The following is a 25,064-nucleotide window of genomic DNA, read 5'->3' on the forward strand; positions in this document are numbered from 1 at the left end:
GGACGAATGGTCGGTAGGGATTCTCGACGGCATGGGCCCTCCCGGGAGGATCGCCGGTGCTGGTGGGTGTCGCCGGTGGTGGCCGGCAGGGGAACGGGTCGGCACGGCCCCGGACCGGTCCACATCGGCGTCGGACTGGCCCGCAACGGGGTCGGCGACTGCTCAGTAGGCCCCGGTACCCGCGACGACGGCGCGCACCGTGCGGACGAGGATGCCGAGGTCGACGGACGGGGACCAGTTGTCGACATACCTGAGGTCCAGGGCGATCGTCTCGTCCCAGGACAGGTCGGAGCGGCCGCTGACCTGCCACAGCCCGGTGAGCCCCGGTTTGACGGTCAGCCTGCGCAGTCCCACTTCGTCGTAACCGGAGACCTCGTCGGGCAGCGGCGGCCGCGGACCGACCAGGGACATGTGTCCCCGCACCACGTTGAAGAGCTGGGGCAGTTCGTCCAGGGAGTAGCGACGCAGCACCCGGCCGACGCGGGTGATCCGCGGATCGCGGCGGATCTTGAACATCCGGCCGTCCTGCTCGTTGCTCCCGGCCAGCTGTTGCCTCAACCGCTCCGCGTTGGCGACCATGGTGCGGAACTTCGCCATGGTGAACGGCACTCCGCCGCGGCCGATGCGGGTCTGCCGATGCACGACGGGGCCCGGGGAGTCCAGCCGCACGGCCAGGGCCACCGCCGCGAGGACGGGGGCGAGCAGCAGGATCAGCAGTGCCGCGCCCAACCGGTCCGTCACCGACTTGAGCAGCGGTGCAAGCCCACGACGCAAGGGCGGGGCCACGTTCAGCATGGTGAGCCCGGCCACGGAGGAGACTCCGACCCGGCGCTTGGCCACGTCGGTCAGTCCCGGCACGACCACGAGCGGGCATTCGTCGGCGTGCAGCGCCCACGACAGCCGTCGCAGGCGCGTTCCCGTCATGAGCGGTCCTGGTGCGACGAGTACCGTCTCGACGTCGAGTCGGCGGACCGCATCGAGCACCGCAGTGGAGTCGGCCGACATGCTCGGTGGCTCGTGTCGTTCGAGGCGGGCGGCGACGGGGGCCAGTGCCTGTGGATCCTCGTCGCCGATCGGGCACACGCCGACAACGACGAACTCGTGGTCGGTCCGCTGCGCGAGATGGCCCACCAGGCCGTCCACGGCTTCGGCCTCCCCGATCACCAGACTCCGGCGGACGGTCCGTCCGTCGCGGCGTCGGCCGATCAAATGACGGCGGATCAGTACGTGCCCGATGGTGCTCGTCGGGGCGCAGGGCAGTAGCGCGGCCAGTGTGAGAAGGAAGGGGGACTTTTCGGCGGTCGCCGCCCACGCCACCGCGAGCAGTCCGATCATGATCCGCCAGTCCTTCAGCGCGGAGCCGATGTCGTCGCCCTCACCGAGATGGCGTTCGGCGTAGCGGTTGCGCGAACCGCGCACGAGCAGCCAGGCCATGGCCGCCACCGTCGCGTACGCCATGGCGTTCGCGCCCTCGATCAGTGCGAAGGCCAGGTACACCGGCACCGCGGCCGCCGCCGCGTCGCCGAGGACGGCGGCGGCCGGGTACCAGACGGGTTTGCCGGTGCGGCGACCGGCCGATGGCTGCTTGCGGATGACCTGTGTCGGCGCAGACTCGATCATGGGTGCCTGGGGCATTGTCTCCCCGAACAGCCACATTCGCCCTCCAAAGGGTATCAAACCAGGACTAATCGAGTGTGTATGACCATCTGCGGTGAAATGGGGCAGGACGTTGAGGCGGGCGAGAATCTCACCCGATGGGCAGAGCTTCATGCCTCCTGCCCATGCCGTCCGCTTCCGTCTGCGGACGACCGATACAAACGGACCAAGAGCCGAGGTCGCGTCCCGTGATGCGACCCCTCGGCGGCGCGCGAACGCCGGCTACCGCATGGACTCCCGCTCGGGTTCGCTCTCCGTCTCCAACGGTTCGACCGGGATCTTGACGGAGTCGAGGAGCACCTGGGCGACGTCGACGCCCTCGTTGGCTCGGTGGACTTGCCGCCCGCGGCGGAACCGAAATCGGCAGTCACCGCTGCACCTCGGGCGTGCGATGCGGTTCGGTTCCTTCGATGTACTGGCCCATCTGAGATCACCCACCCACGCCGCCGCACCGTGGTGGCCCAAGCGGTGACCTGCGTCGCTGTGCTGCTGCGGCCGCCCGTCCGTCAGGCCGGCACGAACACCACACGGAACATTTTGGGCCAGAACTTCCCGGTGATCAGGAACTGATGCGTTCGGGGGACGGCCGCGACGCCGTTCAGCGTGGATCCCGGGACGAGCTCGTCGCCGCGCAGCAGGCCCGACGCGTCGACGGTCGCCGTCACTGCTCCGGTGACGGGATCGATGCGCACGATCCGCTCGGTGAAGAGCACGTTGGCGTACACCGCGTCGCCGACGCACTCCAGCTCGTTTGCGGTCATTGACCGGGCTGCCTCCGTCGGTGACGGCGACCCCGCCCGTCGTCGCGAGCGTCCGTGGGTCACGGAACGTCAGGCGCGCCGAGCCGTCGCTCGTCACCAGCCGGTGGGACGCCCGCTGGAGGCAGGCGCCCCAGCCGTCGTCGGGGTACGGGACACGGCGCAGTTCCGCGAGCATCCTGGCGTCGCGCTCGATGGCGATCCGGTCCCGCCAGGTGAGCTGCCACAGGGATCGGCCGAACATGGCGATCCCCTCGCCGAAGACGGGTGCGGGCAGCGCGGCGCGGACCGTGGGCGGTTTGCCCGGGGGCCCGGCCCGTACGGAGGACACGCCGGACAGCCCTGTGCTCTCGTAGAGCGTGCCGCCGGCCATCTCCAGGCCCTCGGTGAACGCCTTCGGGTCGTGCGGCAGGACCTGGAGGACCTTGACCCGCAGACGCTCGACCCGGCGCGCGGCGAGCGGCCGTTCGTCGGCGGCCCCACGTGCGGCCGCACACCATCCGAAGGCAAGCGCACCCGAGATCACCAGCGCCCCCGTCCGCCGCAGACGCTCACGCACCGCACGTCCCCTTCGCCCTCAGCGTGGTCCGCAACGGTGTCACCAGGGGCTGCTGCAGCAGGGTGGGGGTGCCGTTCGCGTGCGGTTCCAGAAGGTGCAGCACCAGCGTGCGGCTGGAGCCCGCGGGCAGCTCCAGGTCCAGCGTGTACACGGGGTGGCCGCGTTCCTCGCCGGACGTGGGCAGCGCCGTACGGCCGTCCAGAGTGGCGCCGGTGAGGGTGGCCCCGGCCCCGGCGTAGTACGACACCAGCAGCCTGTTGTCACCCGGCCGGGTGCGATAGCGCGGGCGGTCCTCCCGCAGCGTGACGTAACCGGGCAGGCCGGAGGCCGGGGCCCGGTTGGTCAGGGTCACGGTCACGGTGACGGGGCGGTCGCCGCCGGTGCAGCCGCCCGCTTCCCAGACCAGGCGCCGGTCGAGGTAGTAGTCCAGCTTGGAGCCCGCCGCGTTGTTCACCACGAGCCCCGCGAAGGGGCCGGGGGAGTCCGGGAGCGTGCCCGAGTAGGGGCGCGACTCCAGGAGGCGCTGCTCTTGCGCGTGGGCGCTCCACACCTTCAGCCGTCCCTCCCGCTGGGCGTCGTTCACAGCGACGAGCAGCGCGGGCAGGCGGCGTGTGTCGTCGGCAGCCGCGAGCAGGGGCCCGGCGGCGGCGCGGGCCGCGTCGACGAAGAACGCCTTGCGCCGGGCGACGTCGTCGTACATCGCGTAGCTGGCCCGTTCGGTGAGGTCCACGACGTTGTCGGCGGTGAGCTGGGTGCCGTCGGCCATCCGGGCCGGGCCGGTGACCCGCAGGAAACGGCTCAGCGTCACGGGGTCGATGGCGATCGCGCCGTCCACGCGCTCGCCGGTGTGCTCGCGCCAGTACGCGGCCCAGATGCGGGCCGCGTAGGGGAAGTGCGGGCTCATGTTGGAGTTGGGCCACGTACCGGTCGGATCGCTGCGCTGGTAGCGGGCGTCGAAGTCGGCTCCCAGGTCGATGTCCGCCTTCGCCGTGGCCATCTCGGTGTTGTTGCCGAACCGCTCGAAGGACAGATGGCCGCGCCGGGCCCGCAGCACGGCAAAGGCCCCCGGCAGGCCCCCGGTGCCGCGTGCCTCGGCGAGGTTCTGGAAGGCGAGGAAGTAACGCCGTTCCCCGTCTGCGCCGAGCATCGGCGGCAGGACACGAGCCGCCACGGACGCGTCGGTCATCACCGGGGCGAGGCGGTCGAGCTGCTGCGCGAGCCCGGCACGGGCCCGGTCGGCCGACGGCAGCCAGGTGGACCGGGGCAGCCCGTGCACGTCGGCCCGCACCTCGGCTGCTACGCGCGCGGCCCGGGCGACGTCCGGCGCGTGCTGCCGCAACGCCGTGAGGGCCTCGGACATCCCCCCGCCATGGCCGTCCGGCGTGGGCTGGGGCAACGCGCGCGCCAGCGGGGCCAACACCTCGCCGGCCAGGCGGTCCGCCGCGTAGGCGGCGCCGCGTACGGTCCTGACCGGCTCCCCGAGGAAGGGCAGGGCGGCGGCGGGGTACCAGGCCGGGCCGGTGGTGAGGCGGTGCGCCCGTGCGGAGTGGGCGGCGGCGGAACGCACCGCCTGTTCCCAGGATCTGGTGGCCGAGGGCGGCGCCCCGGCGGCGGAGCCGGGCGTCGACGCGGGTGCCGTCGACTGCCGTAGCGCGTCGAGGTCCCGCTGGGCCGCCATCAGCTCTGAACGGGCGAGCAGTCCGGTGACACCGATCCAGGCGGCGCCGGCCAGCGGGAGCGCCGCGGCGGCCAGCAGGGCGTACCTGAGCACGCGACGGCGGCCCGGCGCCCGGACACCGGAGCGGCGGGGGCGGCCGGGCACGGGGACGGCGTCCCGGTCAGGACCGGGACGCCGTGATACCGCCGTAGTCAGGTCCCGCTCCGTCATGAATTGCGGCGACGGCGCACGGCCATCATCGCGCCGGAGCCCGCCGCGAGCAGCCCCGCTGCGGTGCCGCCCAGCGTCAGGGCCTTCTCGTTGCCGGTCTTCGCGAGGCTCGGGTGGTCCCGGTCGTGTCCGCCGTGTTCCTTGTCTCCCTTGCGGTCGCCGTCGTGGTCGCCCCGGTGGTCGCCCTTGTGGTCGTTGTCGTGGTCGCCCCGGTGGTCGCCCTTGTGGTCATTGTCGTGGTCTCCCCTGTGGTCTCCCTTGTGGTCGCCGTCGTGGTCGCCGTCGTGGTGACCGTCCTTGCGCGTCACCGTGAATTCGGTGAATGCCTCCAGCTCGGGGTCCTTGCATTCCAGCTCGAAGACGTGCTTCCCGGGCTCGGTGCGCTTGGGGATCCTCACTTTGCCCTTGACGGTTCCGTTGTCGTCTGCCCTGAACCTGCCCAGGACGATCTCACGCGAGTGCAGCTCCGCGATGACCACCTGGTCGGGGCAGAGGCAAGTGCCCACGAATCTCAGTTTGCCTCCGGCGGGCACCTCGTCGGGGTCGACGGTGACCTGCGGGGGCTGCGGCGGGTACGCCGGGCATGGCGTCGGCGGGCGGGGATCCGCGTGGGCGGTCGACATCCCCACCACTGGTGCGGCGACAAGTACGGCAGCTGATCCTGCCGCTGCCATAGCAGTTCGCCACCTGGGCGATGCTGTCATCTTCTTCACTCTCCTCGACTTCGGTCCGGGCCGGGCTGCAGCGTCAGCCGTAATCAAGATCAGGAATACATCGAATATATGGGGAATACCGACACCAAATCGCCTGAAGTTACCCAGAAGCCATCGGATGGTGTAGCGGTCGCCCTCGATGGAGCGCGGCGTCACCCCGGCGAAGTGGCCGGGTGGTGTACGACGCAAGGGTCGTTCGGCAGGCCGACATGAGGGTGGCTCCCCCGGTTGAGGCGTGCGAGTCCCTATCTTCAGCTGCACGCATAGGGAACGGAACATCCCATTTCGGGCCGTTCCCTCAGTCCTATGAGGGGTGCAGCTTGGATCTCCACGGATTCCTGAAGGCTCTTGCCAGACGATGGCCGACTGTCGTGGCCTGTCTGGTTCTCGCTGTCGGTGCGGCGGTCGCCATGACGAGTTTGAGCACTCCCGTCTACGAGGCCAGGGCGCAGCTCTTCGTCGCCACCCGCACCGCCGAGGACACCGCCCAGATGAACCAGGGGCAGAGCTTCTCGCAGGCCCGCGTGCAGTCGTACGCCGAGATCGTGACGACTCATCAGGTCACCGCTCCCGTGGTGAAGGAGCTGGGGCTGCACACCACACCGGAGAAACTGGCCTCCCAGATCAAGGCCGTTGCCCCGCTCAACACCGTGCTCATCAACATCACGGTCAAGGACACCGTGCCCCAGCGTGCGGCGCGCATTGCCAACGCCGTCGCGGAACGGTTCAGTTCGGTCATCGAGCGACTGGAGACGCCCAAGCAGGCTCCCTCGAAGCCGTCCAAGGGGAAGCGCACGGGCGACGACGGCGCGACGATTTCCCCCGTCTCCCTGGGGATCACGCAGGAGGCCGTCGTCCCCACCGTTCCGGTCTCGCCGCGCCCGATGCTCAACCTGGCCGCGGGAGTTCTCGGCGGTCTGTTCCTCGGTGCCGGGCTCGTCGCCCTTCGCGAGACCCTCGACACCACGTTCAAGGCCAGCGACGCACTGGGCGAGTTCACCGCGCTGCCGGGCCTCGGCACCATCCCCTACGACAGGAACGCCCCCAAGCAGCCGCTCGTCAGCGCCGACGGCCACTCCAGGCGTGCCGAGGCGTTCCGCAAGCTGCGGACCAACCTCCAGTTCTCCCAGGTCGACGACCCGCCCCGGATCATCGTGGTGACGAGCTCGCTGCCCAGTGAGGGCAAGACCAACACCGCGGTGAACCTCGCGCTCTCGCTCGCCGAGGCGGGCGTCTCCACCTGCCTGGTGGATGCCGACCTGCGCCGTCCGTGTGTGGCCCCGACGTTCGGCCTGGTCCAGGACGCCGGTCTGACCACGGTGCTCATCGGGCACGCCCGCATCGAGGACGTGATGCAGCAGGTCGCCGGCGGGCTCTCGGTGCTCGCCGGCGGTGCCGTACCGCCGAACCCCACGGAGCTGCTCGCCTCGGCGCGCATGGAAGAGGTGCTGCGCGAGCTGGCGGACACCTACGAGGTCGTGATCGTCGACACCGCGCCGCTGCTGCCGGTCGCCGACACTCTCGGACTGGCGTCGCTCGCTCAGGGCACGTTGCTCGTCGTACGCGCCGCGAAGACCACCCGGGACCAGGTACGCACCGCCAGTGAATCACTGGAGCGCGTGGGCGTCCGCATCCTCGGCACGGTCTTCAGCATGGCTCCGGTCTCCACGGGTGGGCGTTACGGCCGTTACGGCCGTTACGGCCGTTACGGCGCCTACGGGCAGTACGGCGAACTGCCCGCTCCTCGTGCGGCGGGCCGGCCGGAGGAGGCGGTCGCGCCCGCGGCGACGCGACCAGCGGGCGAGAAATGACCCGCGTCCTGTTCGTCTGCACGGGCAACGTGCACCGCTCCGTCTTCGCCGAACGGCTGCTGGCCGCCAGGCTTCCGCCCGGCTCGCCCGTGCGGTCGGAGAGCGCCGGAACAGAGGCGTGGCACGGCTCCGGCATGGACGGCTCCACCAGGGAGGTGCTGGAGGAGCTGGGCGCCGACGGCTCCGGCTTCGTGTCGCGCCCGCTCACCGCGCGGCTCGTCGCCGGCGCCGCGCTGGTCCTCGGGCTGGCGTGCGAGCACCGGGAAGCGGCCGTGCGCCTCGCGCCGTCGGCGATGCGGCGCTGCTTCACGCTGAAGGAGTTCGTGCGTCTCGCCGCCGGGTCCTCCGGCGGCGAGAGGGAGGAGCGGGTGGATGCGGGTTTCCGTGATGCCGTGGTGGCGGACGCGGCGGCCCGCAGAGGTGCCGTCCCCCCCGTCCCGCCGGCCGAGGACGACATCGCGGACCCTGAGGGAAGACCCCGGGAGGTGCTGTACGGGTGCGCCCGCGAGATCGACAGGCTGGTGAGCAGGCTCGCCGGGCTGCTGGACGGCGACGGGGTGAGGCTCTGAATCCCTGTGATCACAAGGTGCCCGGTATCTGCACCAACGCGGTGCGACGGCCGTCCACCGCTCCCGCAGGGTGGCGCCGGCGGCCGGCAGCTCCCGGGCCCGCTCACCTACCTCCGCGCCGACACCGCTCCCAGGCCCCATGGGTGTTTCCTCCAGCGCCGGTGATCCGGCGCTGGAGGACTCGGCGACGCGGAAACGCGCCGGTCCGCCCGAGCGCAGCAAGGAGCCGGGGCAGAAGCCACTCGGTGCCCCGCACACCGCCGTACCGCATCGCCCGCAAGGGAAGGGAATCGGCTCAGGACGAGGACCGGCCGGCGTCGCCGGGTCGTCGAGCGCACCAGGTCCTGGCCACCGGCCACCGCCGCCCGTCACCCCGCTACGAGCGCCCCCCACGACCACCTGGCGTTCCTCGGCCTCGCCGCTGACCTCTGCCGCCGCGTACACCTCCCGCGCGACCATGACGGTGCGAGGCCCGACACCTCGGTCACCCGGTCTGAGACCATAGGGGACGTGAATGAGATTCGGCGCGGCACGCTTCAGGAGCAGACCTTCTACGAGCAGGTCGGCGGGGAGGAGACCTTCCGCCGGCTGGTCCACCGTTTCTACGAGGGGGTCGCCGAGGACCCGTTCCTGCGGGCGATGTACCCGGAGAAGGACCTGGGACCGGCCGAGGAACGGCTGACCCTGTTCCTGATGCAGTACTGGGGCGGCCCCACCACCTACAGCGAGAACCGCGGCCACCCCCGGCTGCGCATGCGGCACGCCCCGTTCACGGTGGACCGGTCGGCGCACGACGCCTGGCTGCGGCACATGCGGGTGGCCGTCGACGAACTCGGGCTGTCCGAGGAGCACGAGACGACGCTGTGGAACTACCTGACGTACGCCGCCGCGTCGATGATCAACACCCCGGAGTGACGAACAGCCGCCGCTGAACGCCGGATTCCGGTCGCGTACGGCCGTATTCCGGTCACGATCTGGTATAGACCGGTCGACAACCGCTTACCCGGAGCTGGTCGGCTCTGTCAGCATCGCCCGGAGGTCTGGAGCTGACGGACACACGGGGGCCTGGTGACGCGGTTCGTCTTCGCACGCGCGCGTGGGCACCGGTTGCTGCTGAGTGCCGCGTTGCTCACCGTGGTGCTGACCACCGCGGTACTGGCGACGCTCACCGCGTACTCGGCGGCGATCGGCGACGCCGCGCTGCGTCATGTGCTGGCCGATCCTCAGGGCGCCGCCGACACCGCGCTGATCGTCAAGGCGGACGTGCCGCCGGACGGGCGGGCCGCCGCCGACGCCGCCGTACGCGCGGGCGCCCGGCGGACCTTCGACGGCCTGCCGGTGACATTCCGGACCCTGCGCCGCTCGGGCCCGTACGCGCTGCCCCGCTCGCTGCAGCCGCCCGCGGCCCGGTCCGGCGACCCGGACCTGACCTACCTCGCGGCGCTGGACGGCACCCAGCTGCGGCTGGCCGCCGGCCGCCTTCCGCGCCGTGCCGAGGGCGCCGGCGGCACGGTCGAGGTGGCGCTGCCGCAGACCGCCGCCCGCGCGCTGCGGCTGGCACCCGGCGACCGGCTCACCCTGACCGACCGGCTGGGCGGCCCGGCGGTACGGGTGCGGATCACCGGGCTGTACCGCCCCGTCTCGGTGACGGCGCCGTACTGGCAGCTGGACGACCTGCTCGGCCGCGGCGTGAAGAAGGCCGGCTTCACGACGTACGGCCCGCTGCTCGCCGACTCCTCCGTCCTCACCCGCGGCCGGGTCAGCGCCGGGTCCACGGCGTGGCTCGCGTCGGCGGACTTCGGCCGGATGACGACCGCCCGGATCGGCCGGCTGCGTACGGCTGCCCGGGCGGGCGGCGCGGGCCTGCGCGACCGCGCGGCGCTGCACGGTACGACGGTCGCGCAGACCTCGCTGCCGGACGTCCTGGACCGGATCGACCGCTCGCTGCTCGTCGCCCGCTCCACGCTGCTGATCGTCACCCTCCAGCTGGTCCTGCTGGCCGGCTACGCCCTGCTGCTGGTGGCCCGGCTGCTCAGCACCGAACGGACCGAGGAGACTCGGCTGTTGCGGGCGCGCGGCGCCTCCCGTGCCCGGCTCGCCGCCCTCGCCTCCGCCGAGGCGCTGCTGCTCGCACTGCCCGCGGCCGGGTGCGCGCCGCTGCTCGCCGGTCCCCTCACCGCCCTGCTCGCCGGGCACGGCCCGCTGGCCCGCCTCGGTCTGCACCTGGACCTGCCCCCGGCCGGCCGCCCGCTCGTCTGGCTGGTCGCGGCCACGGCGGCACTGGGCTGCGCCCTGGCGGTGACGGTACCGGCGGTGGCGGGAGCGGGGGCGTGGGCGTGGGACCGAGGGGGACGGCCGCGGTGGGTGCCGGTCCGGAGGGGCGGGCGGCGGTCGGCGGCGTCCGGCTCGACACTGGTGGGCTGGGGCGGACGGCGGTCGGCGGCGTCCGGCTCGACACTGGTGGGCTGGGGCGGGCGACGGTCGGCGCGGCCCGGCCCCACACCGACCGACCAAGACGGACACCACTCGACACAACCCGGCCCCACACCGACCCACCGAGACGGACACCACTCGCCACCACCCGGCCCCACACCGACCGACCAAGACGGACACCACTCGCCACCACCCGGCCCCACACCGACCCACCGAGACGGACACCACTCGCCACCACCCGGCCCCACACCGACCGGCCGGGGCGCCCGGCACTCGGCGTCCTCCGACGTGGACACCCGGCACACGACACCGCCCGGCTCAAGTACGCGGCACTCGACGCAGTCCCGCAGGGGCGCCCGGCACACGACGTCGCCCGGCTCGGGTGCGCGGCAGCATCCGGCCCGGCCCCTCCCGCTGTCGCGCCGCCCCGGTGTCCCGCGCCCCGCCGCCCGTCCCGCCTCCGCCGGAACCCTCCGCGCCGGTGCCGATCTCGGGCTGCTCGCGGTCGCCGGGGTGGCCTACTGGCAGTTGGGGCGGCAGGGATCGGGCGGGGTGGCCGCCGACCGTTCCGGGGCGCTCGGGGTCGATCCGCTGCTGGTGGCCGCGCCCGCGCTGGCGCTGCTCGCCGGGACCGTGCTCACGCTGCGGCTGCTGCCGCCCGTGGCACGGTTCGCCGAGCGGTGGGCGGCGGGCGGCCGCGGGCTGCCGGTGGCGCTGGCCGGCTGGCAGTTCAGCCGGCGCACCGCACGCGCCGCGGGCCCGGTGCTGCTGGTCCTCGCCGTCGCGCTCGGCATGCTCGCGATCGGGCAGGCCGCGTCCTGGGGCCGCTCGCAGGACGACCAGGCCGACTTCCGCGCCGGGGTGCCGGTGCGGGTGGTGTCCGCCGGGGAGGGCGGGCTCGGCCGTACCGACCTGTACGCCCGGCTGCCGCACGTGCGCGAGGCGGCGCCGGCCGTCCGTTTCTCCCAGGCGCTGTCCGGCGACCGTACGGCGACCGTGCTGGCACTGGACACCGGGAACGCGGCGGACGCGGTGCTGATGCGCCCGGACCTCGCCGACGTGCCGGTACGGTCGCTGCTCGCCGGGCTGGCGCCGCGCGGCTCCCTGGCCGGGACCCGGGTGCCCAAGGGCACCGCCCGGCTCGGGCTGACGGCGAGCCTGCGCAGCTCGGCCGGGCCGGGGCTGGTCACCGATGTGACGGTGACGCTGGCGGACCGGTACGGGGTGCCGTACCAGCTGCCCTTCGGACAGCTCCCCGCCGACGGGCACCCGCACCCGCTGAGCCTCGACGTGAGCGCCGCGCCCGGACCGCTGACCCTCACCGGGCTGCACCTGGACCTGCCCCAGCCCGGCAGGAAGGCCGAACACCGGCTCGAACTGGGCGAGTTGACGGTGACCGGTGCCGACGGCCGGGCGCACCGGCTCGCGCTGCCCACCCGCTGGAAGACCGCCGCGGAGGCCACGGGAGACGCCGTGGCGAGCCCGGCCACCAGCCCCACCCGCCCCATTGTCACCGGCACCCGCACCTTCACCTACAGCACCGGCTACCTCCCGGACGCCGACGCATGGCGGGTCGCCTTCGTCACGATCCGGCTCGACGTGCCGCAGCGCGCTCCGGCCACGGTGCCGGCCGTGGCCGGCGACCGCTATCTGGCGTCGGCCGGCGCCCGGGTGGGGCAGCGCGTCGGCCTGACGATCGGCGACCACACGCTGCCGGTGCGGATCGTCCGTTCGGTGCGCGGGCTGCCCGCCACCGCCGACCCGACGGCCACCGGCGCCCGCGACGGCGGCGCCGTCCTGGTCGACCTGCGCGCCGTGAACCAGGTGCTGCAGGCCCGGTACGGCGCCGGCGTCACGCCCGCCGAGTGGTGGCTGGCCACCGGGCGGCCGGGCGACGCGGCCGGGGTGGCCGCCGCCGTACGGGCCCTGCCGGACGTGGACCCGGGGCAGGTCGTGGTGCGCGACGAGATCGCCGCCGAGCTGCGCGACGACCCCTTCGGGGCGGGCCCGGCGGCCGCGTGCACGGCGGCGGCCGTGGTGGCGGCGGCGCTCGCCGCGGTCGGCTTCGCGGTCGGCGCGGCGGCCGCGCAGCGGGCCCGGGGCAGGGAGTTCGCCGTGCTGCGCGCGCTCGGTGTACCGCGCCGCCGGCTGGCCCGCACAGTCGCCGCCGAGCAGGCCGTGCTGGTGGGCCTGGCGCTCGCGGTGGGCCTGGGCCTCGGCACCGTACTGGCGCGCGCGGTCCTGCCGCTGATCGTCCTGACCGGTGAGGCCACCCGCCCGGTACCGGGCCTCCTGGTCCAACTTCCGCCCGGTCGAGTGGCGTTGCTGCTCTGCACGGTCGCGGTGGTCCCCCTCACGGTGACGGCCCTGCCGACCCTGCGCCGCACGGAACCGGCTCGGGCGCTGCGTGAGCAGGGGGATGAGTGAGGTGGGTGAGGTGAGTCGTCCGGCGTCGCGTGTCGTCGCGCCCTGGGTGCGGACCCGGCTGCGGGTCGCGCCCGGTGCCGCCGGCGCGCTCGCGCTGCTGGTCGCGCTGGCCGCGTGCCTGGCGGGCGCCTTCCCGCGCACGGTCGACCGGTACGAGGACGCCGGCCTGCGGCACGCGTTCGCACAGGCGGGTCCCGACCACACCACCGTGTTCGTGCAGGCGCCCGCGCCCGACCCCGGCCTGTCCACCGGACAGCGGGCCACGGCCGTACGCCCCGCCGCGCTGGAACGGCAGTACCGGCAGATCCTCCCCACGGTCCGCGGCCCGCTGACCGTCGACCGCGCCCAGTCGGAGTACGGCGTCGCCGGCACCGTGAACCCGGAGGTGCCGGACGCGTTCCTGCCCCGCCCCAGCGGACTGCCCGCCCGTGTCGCGCTGTTCGCGCCGAGCGGCCTCGCCGGGCACGCGCGCCTGCGCGCCGGGCGGATGCCGCGCGCCGACCGCCCGGTGGACGCGAGCACGCCCGAGGTGGAGGCCGCCGTGACCGCCGCCACCGCCCGGTCACTGCGCATCAAGGTCGGTTCGGTCATCCATGTCCCCGGGGCCGGCCGCCCCCCGCTCGCGGTCCGGGTCACCGGTATCCTCGCCCCGCGCGACCCGGACGGCGCCTACTGGTCGGCGGTGCCCCGCATGCGCACTCCGTTCCTGGTGGCGATTCCCAGCTCCGGCGGGGACCCGCCGAAGTACTGGCTCGGCTCGCTGCTGCTGCCCCAGGAGGCGGCGCCCGCACTGCTCGGCACGACCGCGAACCCGTGCCGTTACTGGTTCCTCGCCCCCGACCCGCACGCCCTGCACGCCCGCGACCTGGACCGGCTCAAGTCGTCCGTGGCCGCCCTGGAGTCCGGCCCGGCACTGCAGCGCGCCCGCGCCGTCACCGACGACAACACCGGCATCGGCACCGACCTGGACGACGCCCTCGGCTCCTTCGCCAAGCTGCGCTCCGGCATCGCCCCGCTGGTGTCCGTCGCCGCCGCGGGCACCGGCACGGTCGTCGCGGTCGTCCTGCTCATGACGGGCGGCCTGGCCGCCGACCGACGCGGTGCCGAACTCGTCCTGCTGCGCGCCCGCGGCGCCTCCCTGCCCGGGCTCGCCGGTCGGCTGCTGGCCGAGACCGCCGTGGTCGCCGTGCCGGCCGGCGCGCTCGGCCTGGCCACGGCCCTGCTCACGGTCCCGGTCGGCCGCGCCGCGTACGCCGTGGCCGCCGCGGCCGCCGTCACCGTCACCGCCTGCGCCGCCCTGCCGCTGCGCGGCGCCTTGGCGCACCACGCGGTGCGGGCGACGGCCGACCGCGCGGACATGGCGACCGTACGGCCCTCCCGGCGCCGTACGGTCGCCGAGCTGACCCTGCTGGTGCTGGCGGCCGCTGCGGTCGAGGCGCTGCGGCGGAGCGGCACGGCCGGCGGCCAACTGGTCGCACTGGCGCCGGTGCTGGTCGGCGTCATCGCCGCGCTGCTGCTGCTCCGCCTCAACCCGCTGCTGCTGCGCCGCCTCACGGGACCGGCGGCCCGCCTGCGCGGGGCGACCGGCCATCTCTCGCTGGCCCGCGCAGGCCGCGCCCAGATCTCCGCGGTGCTGCCGCTGGTGGCCCTGCTGACCGCGCTGACCACGGCGGCGTTCGGCGGCTCGGTGCTGGCGGGCGTGGCCGACACCCGGAACCGGGCGGCACTGCTGACCGTCGGCGCCGACGCCCGGCTCGACTCCGACGCCCCGCTCCCGGGCGCCGTCCCGGCCCGGGTGCGCGCCGTGGACGGGGTGCGGGAGGTGGCGGCCGTGAGCATCGACTACCACGCCAAGCCGGCGGCCGGCCAGGGCTCGACAGTGCTGGTGGGCGCGGACCCGTCGTCGTACGGCGCGTTGGCGGCCCGAACCGGACTGGGCGCCTTCCGCCCCGCCGGGTTGGCATCGCGCCCTGGCCCCCTGCCGGCCGTGGCCTCCCCGTCCGTCGCCGCCGAGTACGGCACCCGGCGCCCCTTCCCGGTCCTGCTGTCGGACGGCAGCACGGTCACCGTGCGCATCGTGCTGGTCCGCGACACCACTCCGGCGGTGTCCGGCGACAGCTTCCTCGTCGTGAACCGGGCCGGCCTGCCCTCCCCCGCCGACCGCCCGACGGCGCTGCTGCTGACTGGCGACCGCCTGGACGCCGGTGCGCTGCGGCACGCGGCCGGCGGCTCCGTCGGCGTCCAGCTCCTGGCCGCCGAGCGCGCCCGGTACGCCGACTCCCCCCTCCAGTCCGGGGCCGAGCACGTCTACGCGGCGGCGGTGGCCGCGGGCGCCGGCTTCGCGGTACTGGCCCTCCTCCTGGCCCTCCTCCGCGCGGTCCCGGAACGCGCCGCCCTGCTGGCCCGTCTGCGCACGATGGGACTCACCCGCGCGGAGGGCCGCCGCCTGCTGATCCTGGAGTCCCTCCCGCAGGCCCTCCTGGCCGCCCTCGGCGCCGCCCTGACCGGCTGGTCCACCATCCGCCTCCTCTCCCCCGGCGTCGACCTGATGACCATCGCCCTGTCCACGACCCAATCCCCGCTGCCCGAAGCCGAGTTGAGACCGGACACCTGGTCCCTGACGGTCCCGGCGGTCATGGTCGTCGTGCTGACGGTGGGGATCGCGACGGCACAGGCGTGGTGGACGGGACGGATGCGGTCAGTCAGGGAGCTCAGGGCGGGCGATGGCCGATGAGGACGCGAAGTCCCGCCGCAGCCTGCGGGCAGCCGTGCCGCTGGGCCGGCGCCCACCCCGCAGCGGCGGTCGTACCCGCGCAGCCTGCGGGCAGTCGTGCCGCTGGGTCGGCACGGGTGGGCGCTGGGGGCGCACCCCCTCTGGGGGAGGCACCCCGCCGGCATGGGCGGGCGAAGCCAACCCCCGGCCGGCCACAGCACAGGGCACCCACACAGCACCGGCAACCAGCACAGCCGCACGCGCAGCACAGGGCACCGTCCCCCAGGAGACCCCATGACCACCAACCCCAGCCTCACCGACCTGGCGGACCGTGTCGCGGAAACCCGGAACCAACCCGCCTACGGCCATGACGCCCTGATCACCTGCGACCGCCTCGTCCGCATCTTCTCCACGGACGGCATCGAGGTCCAAGCCCTCCAGGGCCTGGACCTCCTCGTCCGCGAAGGCGAGCTGATGGCCCTCGTCGGCGCCTCGGGCAGCGGCAAGTCCACGCTCATGAACATCCTCGCCGGCCTGGACACCCCCACCGCCGGCGCCGCCCGGGTCGCCGGCCACGACCTGCTCACCATGACCGCCCGGGACCGCCTGGCCTACCGCCGCGAAACCGTCGGCTTCGTCTGGCAGCAGACCTCCCGCAATCTCCTGCCCTACCTCACCGCCGCCCAGAACGTCGCCCTGCCCCTCCAGCTCTCCGGCCCCCGCCCCCACACCCGCCGAGCCCGCCGAGCCCGCGCCGAACGCGCCCTGGAACTCCTGGAGTTACTGCAGGTGGTCGACTGCCGTGACCGGCGCCCGTACGAGCTGTCCGGCGGCCAGCAGCAGCGCGTCGCGATCGCCGTGGCCCTGGCGAACGACCCGGCGGTGCTGCTCGCCGACGAACCCACCGGCGAACTCGACTCCCGGACCGCCGCACAGATCTTCGACGCGTTCCGCACGGCCAACGAGACCCTCGGCACCACGATCGTCATCGTGACCCACGACCAGGCCGTGGCGGGCGAGGTCCGCCGCACGGTGGCCATCCGCGACGGCCGTACCTCCACGGAGGTGCTGCGGCGCAGCGAGATCGACGCCACGACCGGCCACGAGACGGTCGTGGCCCGCGAGTACGCCATGCTCGACCGCGCCGGCCGCCTCCAGCTCCCCGCCGACTACCTCCGCGCCCTGGAGATGCGCGACCGCGTGGCCCTGGAACTGGAGTCCGACCACATCGGGGTGTGGCCGGACGACACGGAGTGAGCGGCGCGCCGCTGCGAAGGCTCAGCGGACGCTGACGCCCAGAGACCCGAGCCCCGCCCGCCGTACGGCGACGGACCCGTACGGAGTGCGCAGCCTGAGCCACGCCCCCGAGGAGAACAGCCCGGTGTCGGCCGGATCGGCGCCCGGCCGCAGGAAGCCCAGGGACTGGGCGGCGTGCACGGCCCGCACCGGGAGCCCGGTCCGCCCGATCTCCCGGGACCAGATGTCCCGCCCGATCCGGTCCAGCTCCGCCCTGGTACGGCCCTCCGGCGCCAGTTCCTCCGTACGGGACCGGAACTCGGTGACCGCCGCGGCGACGGTCGCCCGCAGCGCGTCCGGTGCGGGCAGCCCCGGCTCGGGCTGCCAGCCGCCGCGCGGTGGGAGCACACCGGCCCACGGCGGACCGGTGACGGCGGCCGGCACGCCGGCGGTGGCGCCGCGCTCGTCCACGGACTCCAGGAGCTCACCGGCGGAGACGGTCACGTCGAGGGTGACGTCGAGGCCCTTCTCGTAGGGCTTCGCCAGCCGTACCGCGCGGACGGCCAGCACCTCGAAGGACGGCGGCCGGCCGAAGACGGCGAGCGCCGTGCCGGCCGCCTGCAGACGCACCGCGGCTCCACGGTCGTAGCGGAGCAGCCGGGAGAGGAAGGCGGCGAGATCGGCCGCCTCCGTCTCGTCGGCCAGGTGCAGCACCGTCATGCGGCGACGGCCTCCTCGTCGGCGTCGTCGGCGCCGTCCATGTACTGCTGGAGGAACTCGCGCTCCTCCGCGGTGATCCGGCGCGGCCGCTGCGTCTCGAAGTCGAACGGGACGACCACGGTGGAGGCCCGGACGTAGATCACGTCCGCGTCCTTCACCTCGTAGGTGACGGTGAAGGACGCGGCCCTGACCTGGGTGACCCACAGCTCGATGTCCACGGGCGTGGGCCGGTGGACGAGCTGGCGCTTGTAGTCGATCTCATGGCGCGCCACCACGGACCCCTGCTTGGACTCCTCGCCGCGCAGGGACAGGAAGTCGATGCGAGCCTCCTCCAGATAGCGGAGGAAGATCGCGTTGTTGACATGTCCGTACGCGTCCATGTCCGACCAGCGCAGCGGGCAGCGATAGATGTGGCGCAAGACCGATCAGCCCCGGGTCAGCTTCTTGTAGGTGGCACGGTGCGGACGCGCGGCGTCCGGGCCGAGCCGCTCGATCTTGTTCTTCTCGTACGACTCGAAGTTGCCCTCGAACCAGAACCACTTGGAGTCGCCCTCGTAGGCGAGGATGTGGGTGGCGACGCGGTCGAGGAACCATCGGTCGTGGGAGACGACCACGGCGCACCCGGGGAACTCCAGCAGGGCGTTCTCCAGGCTGCTGAGGGTCTCCACGTCCAGGTCGTTGGTGGGCTCGTCGAGGAGCAGCAGGTTGCCGCCCTGCTTGAGGGTCAGCGCCAGGTTGAGCCGGTTGCGCTCACCACCGGACAGGACACCCGCCGGCTTCTGCTGGTCCGGGCCCTTGAAGCCGAAGGCCGACACATACGCGCGGCTCGGCATCTCGACCTGACCGACGTTGATGTAGTCGAGCCCGTCGGACACGACCTCCCACAGCGTCTTCTTCGGGTCGATGTTGGCGCGCCCCTGGTCGACGTACGAGATCTTGACGGTCTCGCCGACCTTGATGTCACCGGAGTCCGGCGTCTCGAAGCCCTGGATCATCTTGAACAGGGTGGTCTTGCCGGCGCCGTTCGGACCGATGACGCCGACGATCCCGTTCCGCGGCAGCGTGAAGCTGAGGTTGTCGACGAGGACCTTCTCGCCGAAGGCCTTGTTGAGCTTGTCGACCTCGACGACGACGTTGCCCAGGCGCGGGCCCGGCGGGATCTGGATCTCCTCGAAGTCCAGCTTCCGCATCTTCTCGGCCTCGGCGGCCATCTCCTCGTACCGGGCGAGACGCGCCTTGGACTTGGCCTGCCGCCCCTTGGCGTTCGACCGCACCCACTCCAGCTCTTCCTTGAGCCGCTTCTGCCGCTTGGCGTCCTTCTGGCCCTCGACCTTGAGACGGGTCGCCTTGGTCTCCAGGTACGTGGAGTAGTTGCCCTCGTACGGGTAGGCGCGCCCGCGGTCGAGCTCGAGGATCCACTGGGCGACGTTGTCGAGGAAGTACCGGTCGTGGGTGATGGCCACGACGGTGCCCGCGTACTTGGCGAGGTGCTGCTCCAGCCAGTTCACGGACTCGGCGTCGAGGTGGTTGGTGGGCTCGTCGAGGAGCAGCAGGTCGGGCGCCTCGAGGAGCAGCTTGCACAGCGCGACGCGGCGCTTCTCACCACCGGAGAGGTTGGTGACGGGCCAGTCGCCCGGGGGGCACCCGAGGGCGTCCATGGCCTGCTCGAGCTGCGCGTCCAGGTCCCACGCGTTGGCGTGGTCCAGCTCCTCCTGCAGCTTGCCCATCTCGTCGAGCAGCGCGTCCGAGTAGTCGGTCGCCATCAGCTCGGCGATCTCGTTGAACCGGTCGAGCTTGCCCTTGATCTCGGCGACACCCTCCTGGACGTTCTCCAGGACGGTCTTCTCCTCGTTCAGCGGGGGCTCCTGGAGCAGGATGCCGACGCTGTAGCCGGGCGACAGGAAGGCATCGCCGTTGGACGGCTGCTCCAGTCCCGCCATGATCTTCAGCACGGTCGACTTACCGGCACCGTTCGGGCCGACGACGCCGATCTTGGCACCCGGCAGGAAGTTCAGGGTGACGTCGTCGAGGATCACCTTGTCGCCGTGCGCTTTGCGCGCCTTGCGCATGGTGTAAATGAACTCAGCCAAGAGAAACCGTCCGGCAGCTTGAAATCTGGCAGTGGGCAGATACACCCCATCTTGCCTGAACGCCAGGCTTGGGTGTTAACCCGTTTGGTTCGGGGGCTGTGACCTGGGGTTTCGTGACCGGGTGGAGGTGGCTCGTCTGTCACTGTCGGTCGCCGTTGGGTGGCCTCGGGCACCCTCGCACGGCCCAGGGACGGCCCGGCGCCCACCTCGTTGACTGCGGACTATCGGTTGATCGGGATCTCGTAGACGATCTCGCAGTGGGCGGCGGGCACCACGATGTCCGCCGTCTCGACGGGCCGCCCCTGGTCGCTGTAGTACGTCCGCCGGATGTGCGTGACGAGTGCGGCCTTCTGGATGCCGAGTATCGACGCTTCCTCGGCGGTCGCCTGCCGCGGCTCGGGCTGCTCCACGGCGTGGCTGACGGTGACGCCGATCGCGGCCATGCGGTTCACGACACCCGCCCCGGCATGTGGCCCTCCCTCCGGGAGGACGACGAGTGTGCCGGCGGTGAGGTCGTACGGCTCCCAGCTCGTGGACAGCTGCACGGGCCGGCCGTCCGCCAGGAACTCGTATGTCGTCCGTACGCACAGGTCACCCTCGGCGATGCCGAGCCGCGCCGCGATGTCCGCCGGAGCCGGCACCTTGGCATCGGTCCGGCTCTCCCAATCACCTTGCTTGCCCACGGCCTTCATATCCGCGCGGAACGGCGATCCGCTGGGCTGTTCCCGGGCCGACGACCGGACGACCCGGACCCGCTTCCGGGGCTCGGCGACGTACGTACCCGACCCGGCGCGGCCTTCCAACACACCCTGGGAGATCAGCAGCTCCTGCGCGCGGCGGACGACGTTCTCGCCCACGCCGCACTCCTGGCCGATCTGGGCGCGAGAGGGCAGACGGTCCCCCGGCTCCCATACGTGCTCCGCGATCCGTCGCCGGAGTTCGTCGGCGATGCGGAGATAGGGCGGCTGCTCAGGCATATGGAAAATCTAGTCCACTAGCTCTAATCTAGTTAACTAGCTTCACTGAAAGTGATCGCTGGTTGACGGAGGCTGCCCTGTGTCCGCTTCGGGAGTTAGCGCGGCAGCCATCGCTGCCCGGCTGTCGGCCGTCGGGCTCTCCGCACGCGTGGAGGAGCACGACCGCTACACGTCGGTCGAAGCGGAGGTGCCGGACTCGCCCTCCGCCGATATGTGGCGGGAGGTCCTGGAAGCGGTGGCGGAAGCCGATCGGTTCGGTCTCGTCGCCACCGGCTTGAACGGCCGCACCCTCTGGGCGGTCGTACGCAAAGCGGTCCCCACGACGGGCGATGTCGGGGGACCTGCCATCAGCGATAGGGGCTGAGCAGCGTGCTCAACCGTATCCGCCGTGCCGTCTCACTCACCAGAGCGCGGTACGCCCCCAAGGGCAGGCATCGCCGCCCCTTAGCGCCCTTCCGGCCGCCGGCCACAACCGCCTTTCCTGCGTCCGCTGACGCGTCGACGGTCATCCTGGGCCGGGCTTCCGACAGCGCGAACCACCGACACCCGCTCAGGGGCGAAGAGAACGCACTCGTCCGCCCATACGTGCTGACCTGGGAAGAACGAGTACGGCCGCATGCGGTGGTAGTCGCTTCCCGCCTGACCGCTGAAGCCTGGTCATTCCTCGCGGGGGTCCGCTGATGTCTCCTCGCCAACAGCCCCATATCGCCGACGCCTCGGCCGTCCCCTACCGGTCGGCTGCCTGCCGTATCGGCACACACCTTGCCTGCACGGAGTCCTCCCCAACCTCCGCACCGATCGACCTACCGGTCGTCTACGAGACGTGCGCCTGCCCGTGTCACTCGGCGTCCCACCACTCCACACCCGTGGAGGTGGAGCAGTGAGCGGCTGGGCACCCGGCGGCGCGTTGGCGTCCAACGTCGAGATCACCGCAGCTACCGTGCAGCGTGGCGACGTCATCCAACTCGGCGGCAAGGCATGCCGGGTGAGTGACCTCTTCCAACTCCCTCAGGGGGCCAAGCAACTCCTCTTCGAGTCGGGCGAGCTGCTGACCATACACGCGCGTACTCGGCTCGCTGCTGTTCGCGTGCTGAGAAGGCGGTGACCCGGTCCGTGTCTCCACGCCATCACGACATCGCCGACGATCTCCGGCAGCAGATCACGACCGGTCGCATGAAGCCTGGCGAACGTCTTCCGTCCGAGGCCGGCCTCGCCGACCGCTACAAGGTCAGCACGGCGCGCCCTCGCGGTCCTCCAGGGCGAAGGCCTGGTCGAGAAGATCCACGGCAAGGGCAACTTCGTCCGTCGCCCACCACGCAAGATCGCGTACGTCGGCGGATGGGGGACGCTGGACCCGTGGACCGCTGCTGAAGCGGCCCTGCGCGTCACTGTTCGTACCGCCACGGTCCAGGCAGACGGGCATCTGACGACTTTGCTGAAGGTGCCGACGGGCAGCCCCCTCGCCGAGTTCTCCTGCATCAGCCACGAGGGAGAGTCACCGCACGGACTGGCCCGCATCTACATCCCGCGCGACCTGGCACCGGTCGGAGCGCTGGCCGACGATTCCTCGTGGCGGGAGACGGCCACGCGATTTGCCATCCTGAGCTCGCCGGCGGCGGCTGTCCGGGAGATGGTAGGCGCCCGCCCACCGACATCGGACGAAGCATCGGCCCTCCGGATCCGCCCCGCCGCAGCAGTACTCGCGATCACACGTGTCGCGACCGACTCGACCGGACGAGTTGTCGAGGCTGCCCTTCTGGTGTTCCCGGCTGATCGCGTTGACGCAGTCTTCACCACCCACCACGTGACCGACGAGAGGCAGACGCAAGGATGAAGGCACCGAAGGAACTGCGACTCCTGCCGTGGTCGGGGCCGGAAGGCAAGCCCTGCTACCTGAACACCGACGACAAGGCAGGCTACATGTCCCGCCTGGCGGACAACATCGAAGCGGCGCAACTGGGAACGGCTGCCGAGCTGCTGGAGCAGGCCTCGGAAACCCTCGACGACGAGAACGCGGACCCGGAGGAACTGCGTCGATTGGCGAGGGAACTGACGGGGGCTTTGCGTGATGTGCACCGCGTTGCGACCAGTCGGGGTCACCTCCTGGCGGCAAGCGACCCTCATCGCTCCTGAAGCGGGCGGCTGCGTCTAGCGCCTGCCGATCCGACCTTCCGTCCCATCCCAACGGGGGGAGGAACCCGGATACGAGCCCGGTTCCTCTCCCCGTTCTCTATGCTGCTCCGGCCGCGTCACTGCGTGCGTGACATTGCGGGTCAGCTCGCTTGGCTGGCGCGCCATTCCAGCGCCTGAGGCTCTTCCGTGAACTCGACAAGGTGCTGGTCGGCGTACCGCTGGAGGGCATCCCGCACCTGGGTGGGGGTGACGCGGAAGAACTCTTTTCGGGCGTTAACGCGGTTGACTCGATGGTCCGCGAACTCTTGGTGCAACTGTGACTCCAGACCCACCGCGTCCTTGCTGAAGATCAGTGCGTGGACGTCGAATCGGAAGGGTACTGATGCACCACTCAGCTCGTAAACACGCTCCAGTGGCTCCAGACGCCGCGTCATTCCGATCTTGACCATCCGCTCACCGAAGGCGCCGATGTTGGAGATCACGTACACGTAGCCGGCGCGGACATTGGCGGCACGTGCCTCGACGGAGCTGAGGGCCTCTTCGATCTCTGCGAGTTTGGCTTCCATCTCCGCTACGGCCTCGACGTCGCCACGATCCCGCAGTCGCTCCAAAGCTACCTGGTAGTGGTCCAACTCCTTCTGGAGCTTTTCCCGCTCGCGCTCCAACTCCCTTTGAGCAGCCGCCTCTTCCTTCTCTCTCGCCCGAATCTCTCGCTGAGCTTCTTTCTCCTCTTCCTTCTTCTGCAGGAAGTCCGCAGTCAGCTCCAGTTCACGCACACGGGCGTCGTGGTAGGCATCCGAGATGCGGATGTTCATCGTCGCACCCAGCTTCGCGATGGTCTCCCGGCTCTTGTAGAGGCGGTCGATGAGCGAGTTCAAACGGTGGGGGCGCATGGAGCGCACTGCGTAATCTGCCTCGGCGTTGTATGCCCTGAGCATGAGCTTCGAGAAATCGCGGACCATCTTCCGCCCGGCGCTGGCCGACCCGTTGACCGTCCAGTGCTGGACTGCGAGAACCGCTTGGTCGGTACGCGCAAGGTTCTTGATCTCGGTCTTTAGCGAATCCAAGCGAGTGCGGTAGGCAATGGCATCCTGCAACTGGTGCCGGTAGGAGTAGATTCCGACCTGCTGGAGCATCGCCGTTTCGTCGGTTGTCACGACTTGGGCTTGAAGTTCGGCAAGCCGACTGCTGGCCTTGTAGGTTTCCTGCCTGACTCTCTCCGCCTCTTTCCGGGCGCGGTCAACTTCCTTGGCGGCCTTCTTCGCCTCTGCCCTCTCCGTCTTTACCTCGTCCCGGGCCCTTTGGCGGATCTGCTCCGCTTCAGCTTCTGCAGCTTCGCGCACAGATACGGCTTCCTCACGCGCCGAACCCAGAGCATCGAGGACTTGGACGGCGTCCATGCCGTGCGTGTCGGCTATCCACGCGCGCAACTGTTCGATCTCTTGGCTTTCGTCGCGACGACGCCTGCCGAACAAACCAGTGCGGCGAGCGGGGGGGATGGGAGACTGCGAGGGTGTGGCGGCCCCTGCGACGACTACCGGGTTGTCGTGCGTAGGGCTTGGTGGTGCGGTTGGCGCCGCGAGGGCACTCGGGGCTCGGCCTGGCAACTCCGTGGTGCCAGCGCCGACGTCCACAGCACTGACGCTACTTGGGGTGTCAGGTACCCAAAGCTGCCAACCTGGCGGCGGCGGTGGCCACGAGGGGTCGGGATGCCAGCCGGGAGGCGGCATCCACCCAGGAGGCGGCGTCGGCCAGCCTGGCGGCGGATTGAACCGATACGTCATCATCGTGCCCCCCAACCCGGCCTGTCCCCACAGACCGATACTGGCTTCACAGCCCGCGCCCTTCAGAGTGCGGAGAGTTAGTGGACCGAGGTTACTATCTCTGCCCGGTCCTAGATCCACCCCGTGAGCTTGGGGGCTTGGGCGAACTGGGAGCAGCAGCCGGGATGACCCGCAGGAGAGCGGCCTAGCTTCTGCTTGTTGCCGAGTCCGCGGCCGAGGTTCCCCCATGGTCCTCGCACCATCTAGCACGATCGCAGCCGTCCGGCGTACGGACCAGCCTGTCGGCGATGCTTTAGACGTCATCTCATTTGGGCTGTTCGATAGGCTCCGGGTGTGGGGATCGTTGAGCGGCTGGTGCCGGATGAGTTGTGGGGGTTGTTCCAGCGAGTGGTGCCGGAGGCGCCGAGTCGGCCTCAGGGGGGTGGCCGGCGGCGGCACGGTGACAGGGAGGTACTGGCTGCGATCGTGTTCGTGGCCACGTCGGGGTGCACGTGGCAGCAACTGGGCGAAGCTCCATCGCCTGGTCCTCGACGAGCTCGGTTCCCGGGGTGAGCTGGACTGGTCTCGCTGCGCGATCGACTCGGTGAACATGCGGGC

At 71.7% G+C, this 25,064-nt stretch carries 18 protein-coding genes and 3 pseudogenes; 11 read left to right on the forward strand and 10 right to left on the reverse strand.

Annotated elements, in window-relative coordinates; all coding sequences use genetic code 11:
• Positions 1-162: 162 nt before the first annotated feature.
• The 5 genes and pseudogenes from ACFYOH_RS36085 to ACFYOH_RS36105 form a co-directional block, all read right to left on the reverse strand.
• Positions 163-1,620, reverse strand: a complete 1,458-nt coding sequence (locus tag ACFYOH_RS36085; RefSeq protein WP_388634720.1) for an exopolysaccharide biosynthesis polyprenyl glycosylphosphotransferase — start codon at positions 1,618-1,620, stop codon at positions 163-165.
• Between the two features lie 542 nt (positions 1,621-2,162).
• Positions 2,163-2,417 carry a glutaminyl-peptide cyclotransferase gene (locus ACFYOH_RS36090; protein ID WP_388634722.1) on the reverse strand — a complete coding sequence of 85 codons (255 nt, stop codon included), beginning with the start codon at positions 2,415-2,417 and terminating at the stop codon, positions 2,163-2,165.
• A 58-nt stretch (positions 2,418-2,475) separates the two neighbouring features.
• Positions 2,476-2,973 (reverse strand): annotated as a pseudogene (locus tag ACFYOH_RS36095) (glutaminyl-peptide cyclotransferase); the annotation flags it as partial.
• Entirely contained in the window at positions 2,966-4,795 is a 1,830-nt protein-coding gene (locus ACFYOH_RS36100) for a DUF4012 domain-containing protein (protein WP_388634724.1), read from the reverse strand. The pseudogene ACFYOH_RS36095 and the gene ACFYOH_RS36100, both read right to left, overlap by 8 nt.
• Positions 4,796-4,857: 62 nt before the next feature.
• The gene (locus ACFYOH_RS36105) at positions 4,858-5,367 is read right to left on the reverse strand and encodes an LPXTG cell wall anchor domain-containing protein (RefSeq protein WP_388634726.1); all 510 of its coding nucleotides are present in this window, start codon (positions 5,365-5,367) and stop codon (positions 4,858-4,860) included.
• Positions 5,368-5,783: 416 nt separating this feature from the next.
• Between ACFYOH_RS36105 and ACFYOH_RS36110 the strand changes: the two genes are divergently transcribed.
• The 6 genes from ACFYOH_RS36110 to ACFYOH_RS36135 all read left to right on the forward strand — a co-directional run bounded on the left by ACFYOH_RS36110 (position 5,784) and on the right by ACFYOH_RS36135 (position 16,784).
• Positions 5,784-7,385 carry a polysaccharide biosynthesis tyrosine autokinase gene (locus tag ACFYOH_RS36110; protein WP_388634728.1) on the forward strand — a complete coding sequence of 534 codons (1,602 nt, stop codon included), beginning with the start codon at positions 5,784-5,786 and terminating at the stop codon, positions 7,383-7,385.
• Entirely contained in the window at positions 7,382-7,954 is a 573-nt protein-coding gene (locus ACFYOH_RS36115) for a low molecular weight phosphatase family protein (RefSeq protein ID WP_388634730.1), read from the forward strand. The genes ACFYOH_RS36110 and ACFYOH_RS36115 overlap by 4 nt, the downstream gene beginning before the upstream one ends.
• A gap of 501 nt (positions 7,955-8,455) precedes the next feature.
• Positions 8,456-8,869 (forward strand): globin, encoded by a 414-nt coding sequence (locus ACFYOH_RS36120; RefSeq protein ID WP_388634770.1) that lies wholly within the window; start codon positions 8,456-8,458, stop codon positions 8,867-8,869.
• A 153-nt stretch (positions 8,870-9,022) separates the two neighbouring features.
• Positions 9,023-12,814: an FtsX-like permease family protein gene (locus tag ACFYOH_RS36125; RefSeq protein ID WP_388634732.1), complete on the forward strand. Its 3,792-nt coding sequence runs from the start codon at positions 9,023-9,025 to the stop codon at positions 12,812-12,814.
• Positions 12,807-15,548, forward strand: a complete 2,742-nt coding sequence (locus ACFYOH_RS36130) for an FtsX-like permease family protein (RefSeq protein ID WP_388634734.1) — start codon at positions 12,807-12,809, stop codon at positions 15,546-15,548. The genes ACFYOH_RS36125 and ACFYOH_RS36130 overlap by 8 nt, the downstream gene beginning before the upstream one ends.
• A 273-nt stretch (positions 15,549-15,821) precedes the next feature.
• Positions 15,822-16,784, forward strand: a complete 963-nt coding sequence (locus ACFYOH_RS36135) for an ABC transporter ATP-binding protein (RefSeq protein ID WP_388634736.1) — start codon at positions 15,822-15,824, stop codon at positions 16,782-16,784.
• 21 nt (positions 16,785-16,805) lie between these two features.
• Here the strand turns inward: ACFYOH_RS36135 and ACFYOH_RS36140 are convergent, their stop codons facing one another.
• The 4 genes from ACFYOH_RS36140 to ACFYOH_RS36155 all read right to left on the reverse strand — a co-directional run bounded on the left by ACFYOH_RS36140 (position 16,806) and on the right by ACFYOH_RS36155 (position 20,550).
• The gene (locus ACFYOH_RS36140) at positions 16,806-17,483 is read right to left on the reverse strand and encodes a hypothetical protein (RefSeq protein ID WP_388634738.1); all 678 of its coding nucleotides are present in this window, start codon (positions 17,481-17,483) and stop codon (positions 16,806-16,808) included.
• Positions 17,480-17,902 carry an acyl-CoA thioesterase gene (locus ACFYOH_RS36145; protein WP_388634740.1) on the reverse strand — a complete coding sequence of 141 codons (423 nt, stop codon included), beginning with the start codon at positions 17,900-17,902 and terminating at the stop codon, positions 17,480-17,482. Before ACFYOH_RS36145 ends, ACFYOH_RS36140 begins: the two co-directional genes overlap by 4 nt.
• Before the next feature lie 6 nt (positions 17,903-17,908).
• Positions 17,909-19,573: an energy-dependent translational throttle protein EttA gene (gene ettA / locus ACFYOH_RS36150; RefSeq protein WP_388634742.1), complete on the reverse strand. Its 1,665-nt coding sequence runs from the start codon at positions 19,571-19,573 to the stop codon at positions 17,909-17,911.
• A gap of 221 nt (positions 19,574-19,794) precedes the next feature.
• The gene (locus ACFYOH_RS36155; protein WP_388634744.1) at positions 19,795-20,550 is read right to left on the reverse strand and encodes a GntR family transcriptional regulator; all 756 of its coding nucleotides are present in this window, start codon (positions 20,548-20,550) and stop codon (positions 19,795-19,797) included.
• 79 nt (positions 20,551-20,629) lie between these two features.
• Between ACFYOH_RS36155 and ACFYOH_RS36160 the strand changes: the two genes are divergently transcribed.
• From ACFYOH_RS36160 to ACFYOH_RS36175, 4 genes and pseudogenes are all read left to right on the forward strand, one after another.
• On the forward strand, positions 20,630-20,914 hold the full coding sequence (locus ACFYOH_RS36160) for a hypothetical protein (protein WP_388634746.1): 285 nt from the start codon (positions 20,630-20,632) through the stop codon (positions 20,912-20,914).
• Between the two features lie 516 nt (positions 20,915-21,430).
• A complete protein-coding gene (locus ACFYOH_RS36165) occupies positions 21,431-21,655 on the forward strand; it encodes a hypothetical protein (protein WP_388634748.1) in 225 nt (74 codons plus the stop codon).
• Positions 21,652-22,384: pseudogene (locus ACFYOH_RS36170) on the forward strand (GntR family transcriptional regulator). The gene ACFYOH_RS36165 and the pseudogene ACFYOH_RS36170 overlap by 4 nt, the downstream one beginning before the upstream one ends.
• Positions 22,381-22,683: a hypothetical protein gene (locus ACFYOH_RS36175; RefSeq protein ID WP_388634750.1), complete on the forward strand. Its 303-nt coding sequence runs from the start codon at positions 22,381-22,383 to the stop codon at positions 22,681-22,683. The pseudogene ACFYOH_RS36170 and the gene ACFYOH_RS36175 overlap by 4 nt, the downstream one beginning before the upstream one ends.
• 140 nt (positions 22,684-22,823) lie before the next feature.
• Here ACFYOH_RS36175 and ACFYOH_RS36180 read toward each other — a convergent pair whose 3' ends face one another.
• A complete protein-coding gene (locus ACFYOH_RS36180) occupies positions 22,824-24,158 on the reverse strand; it encodes a DUF4041 domain-containing protein (RefSeq protein ID WP_388634752.1) in 1,335 nt (444 codons plus the stop codon).
• 642 nt (positions 24,159-24,800) lie between these two features.
• Here ACFYOH_RS36180 and ACFYOH_RS36185 point away from each other — a divergent pair.
• A pseudogene (locus ACFYOH_RS36185) lies at positions 24,801-25,064 on the forward strand (transposase); the annotation flags it as partial.

It is taken from the genome of Streptomyces sp. NPDC007856 (assembly GCF_042868225.1).
Lineage (GTDB): Bacteria > Actinomycetota > Actinomycetes > Streptomycetales > Streptomycetaceae > Streptomyces.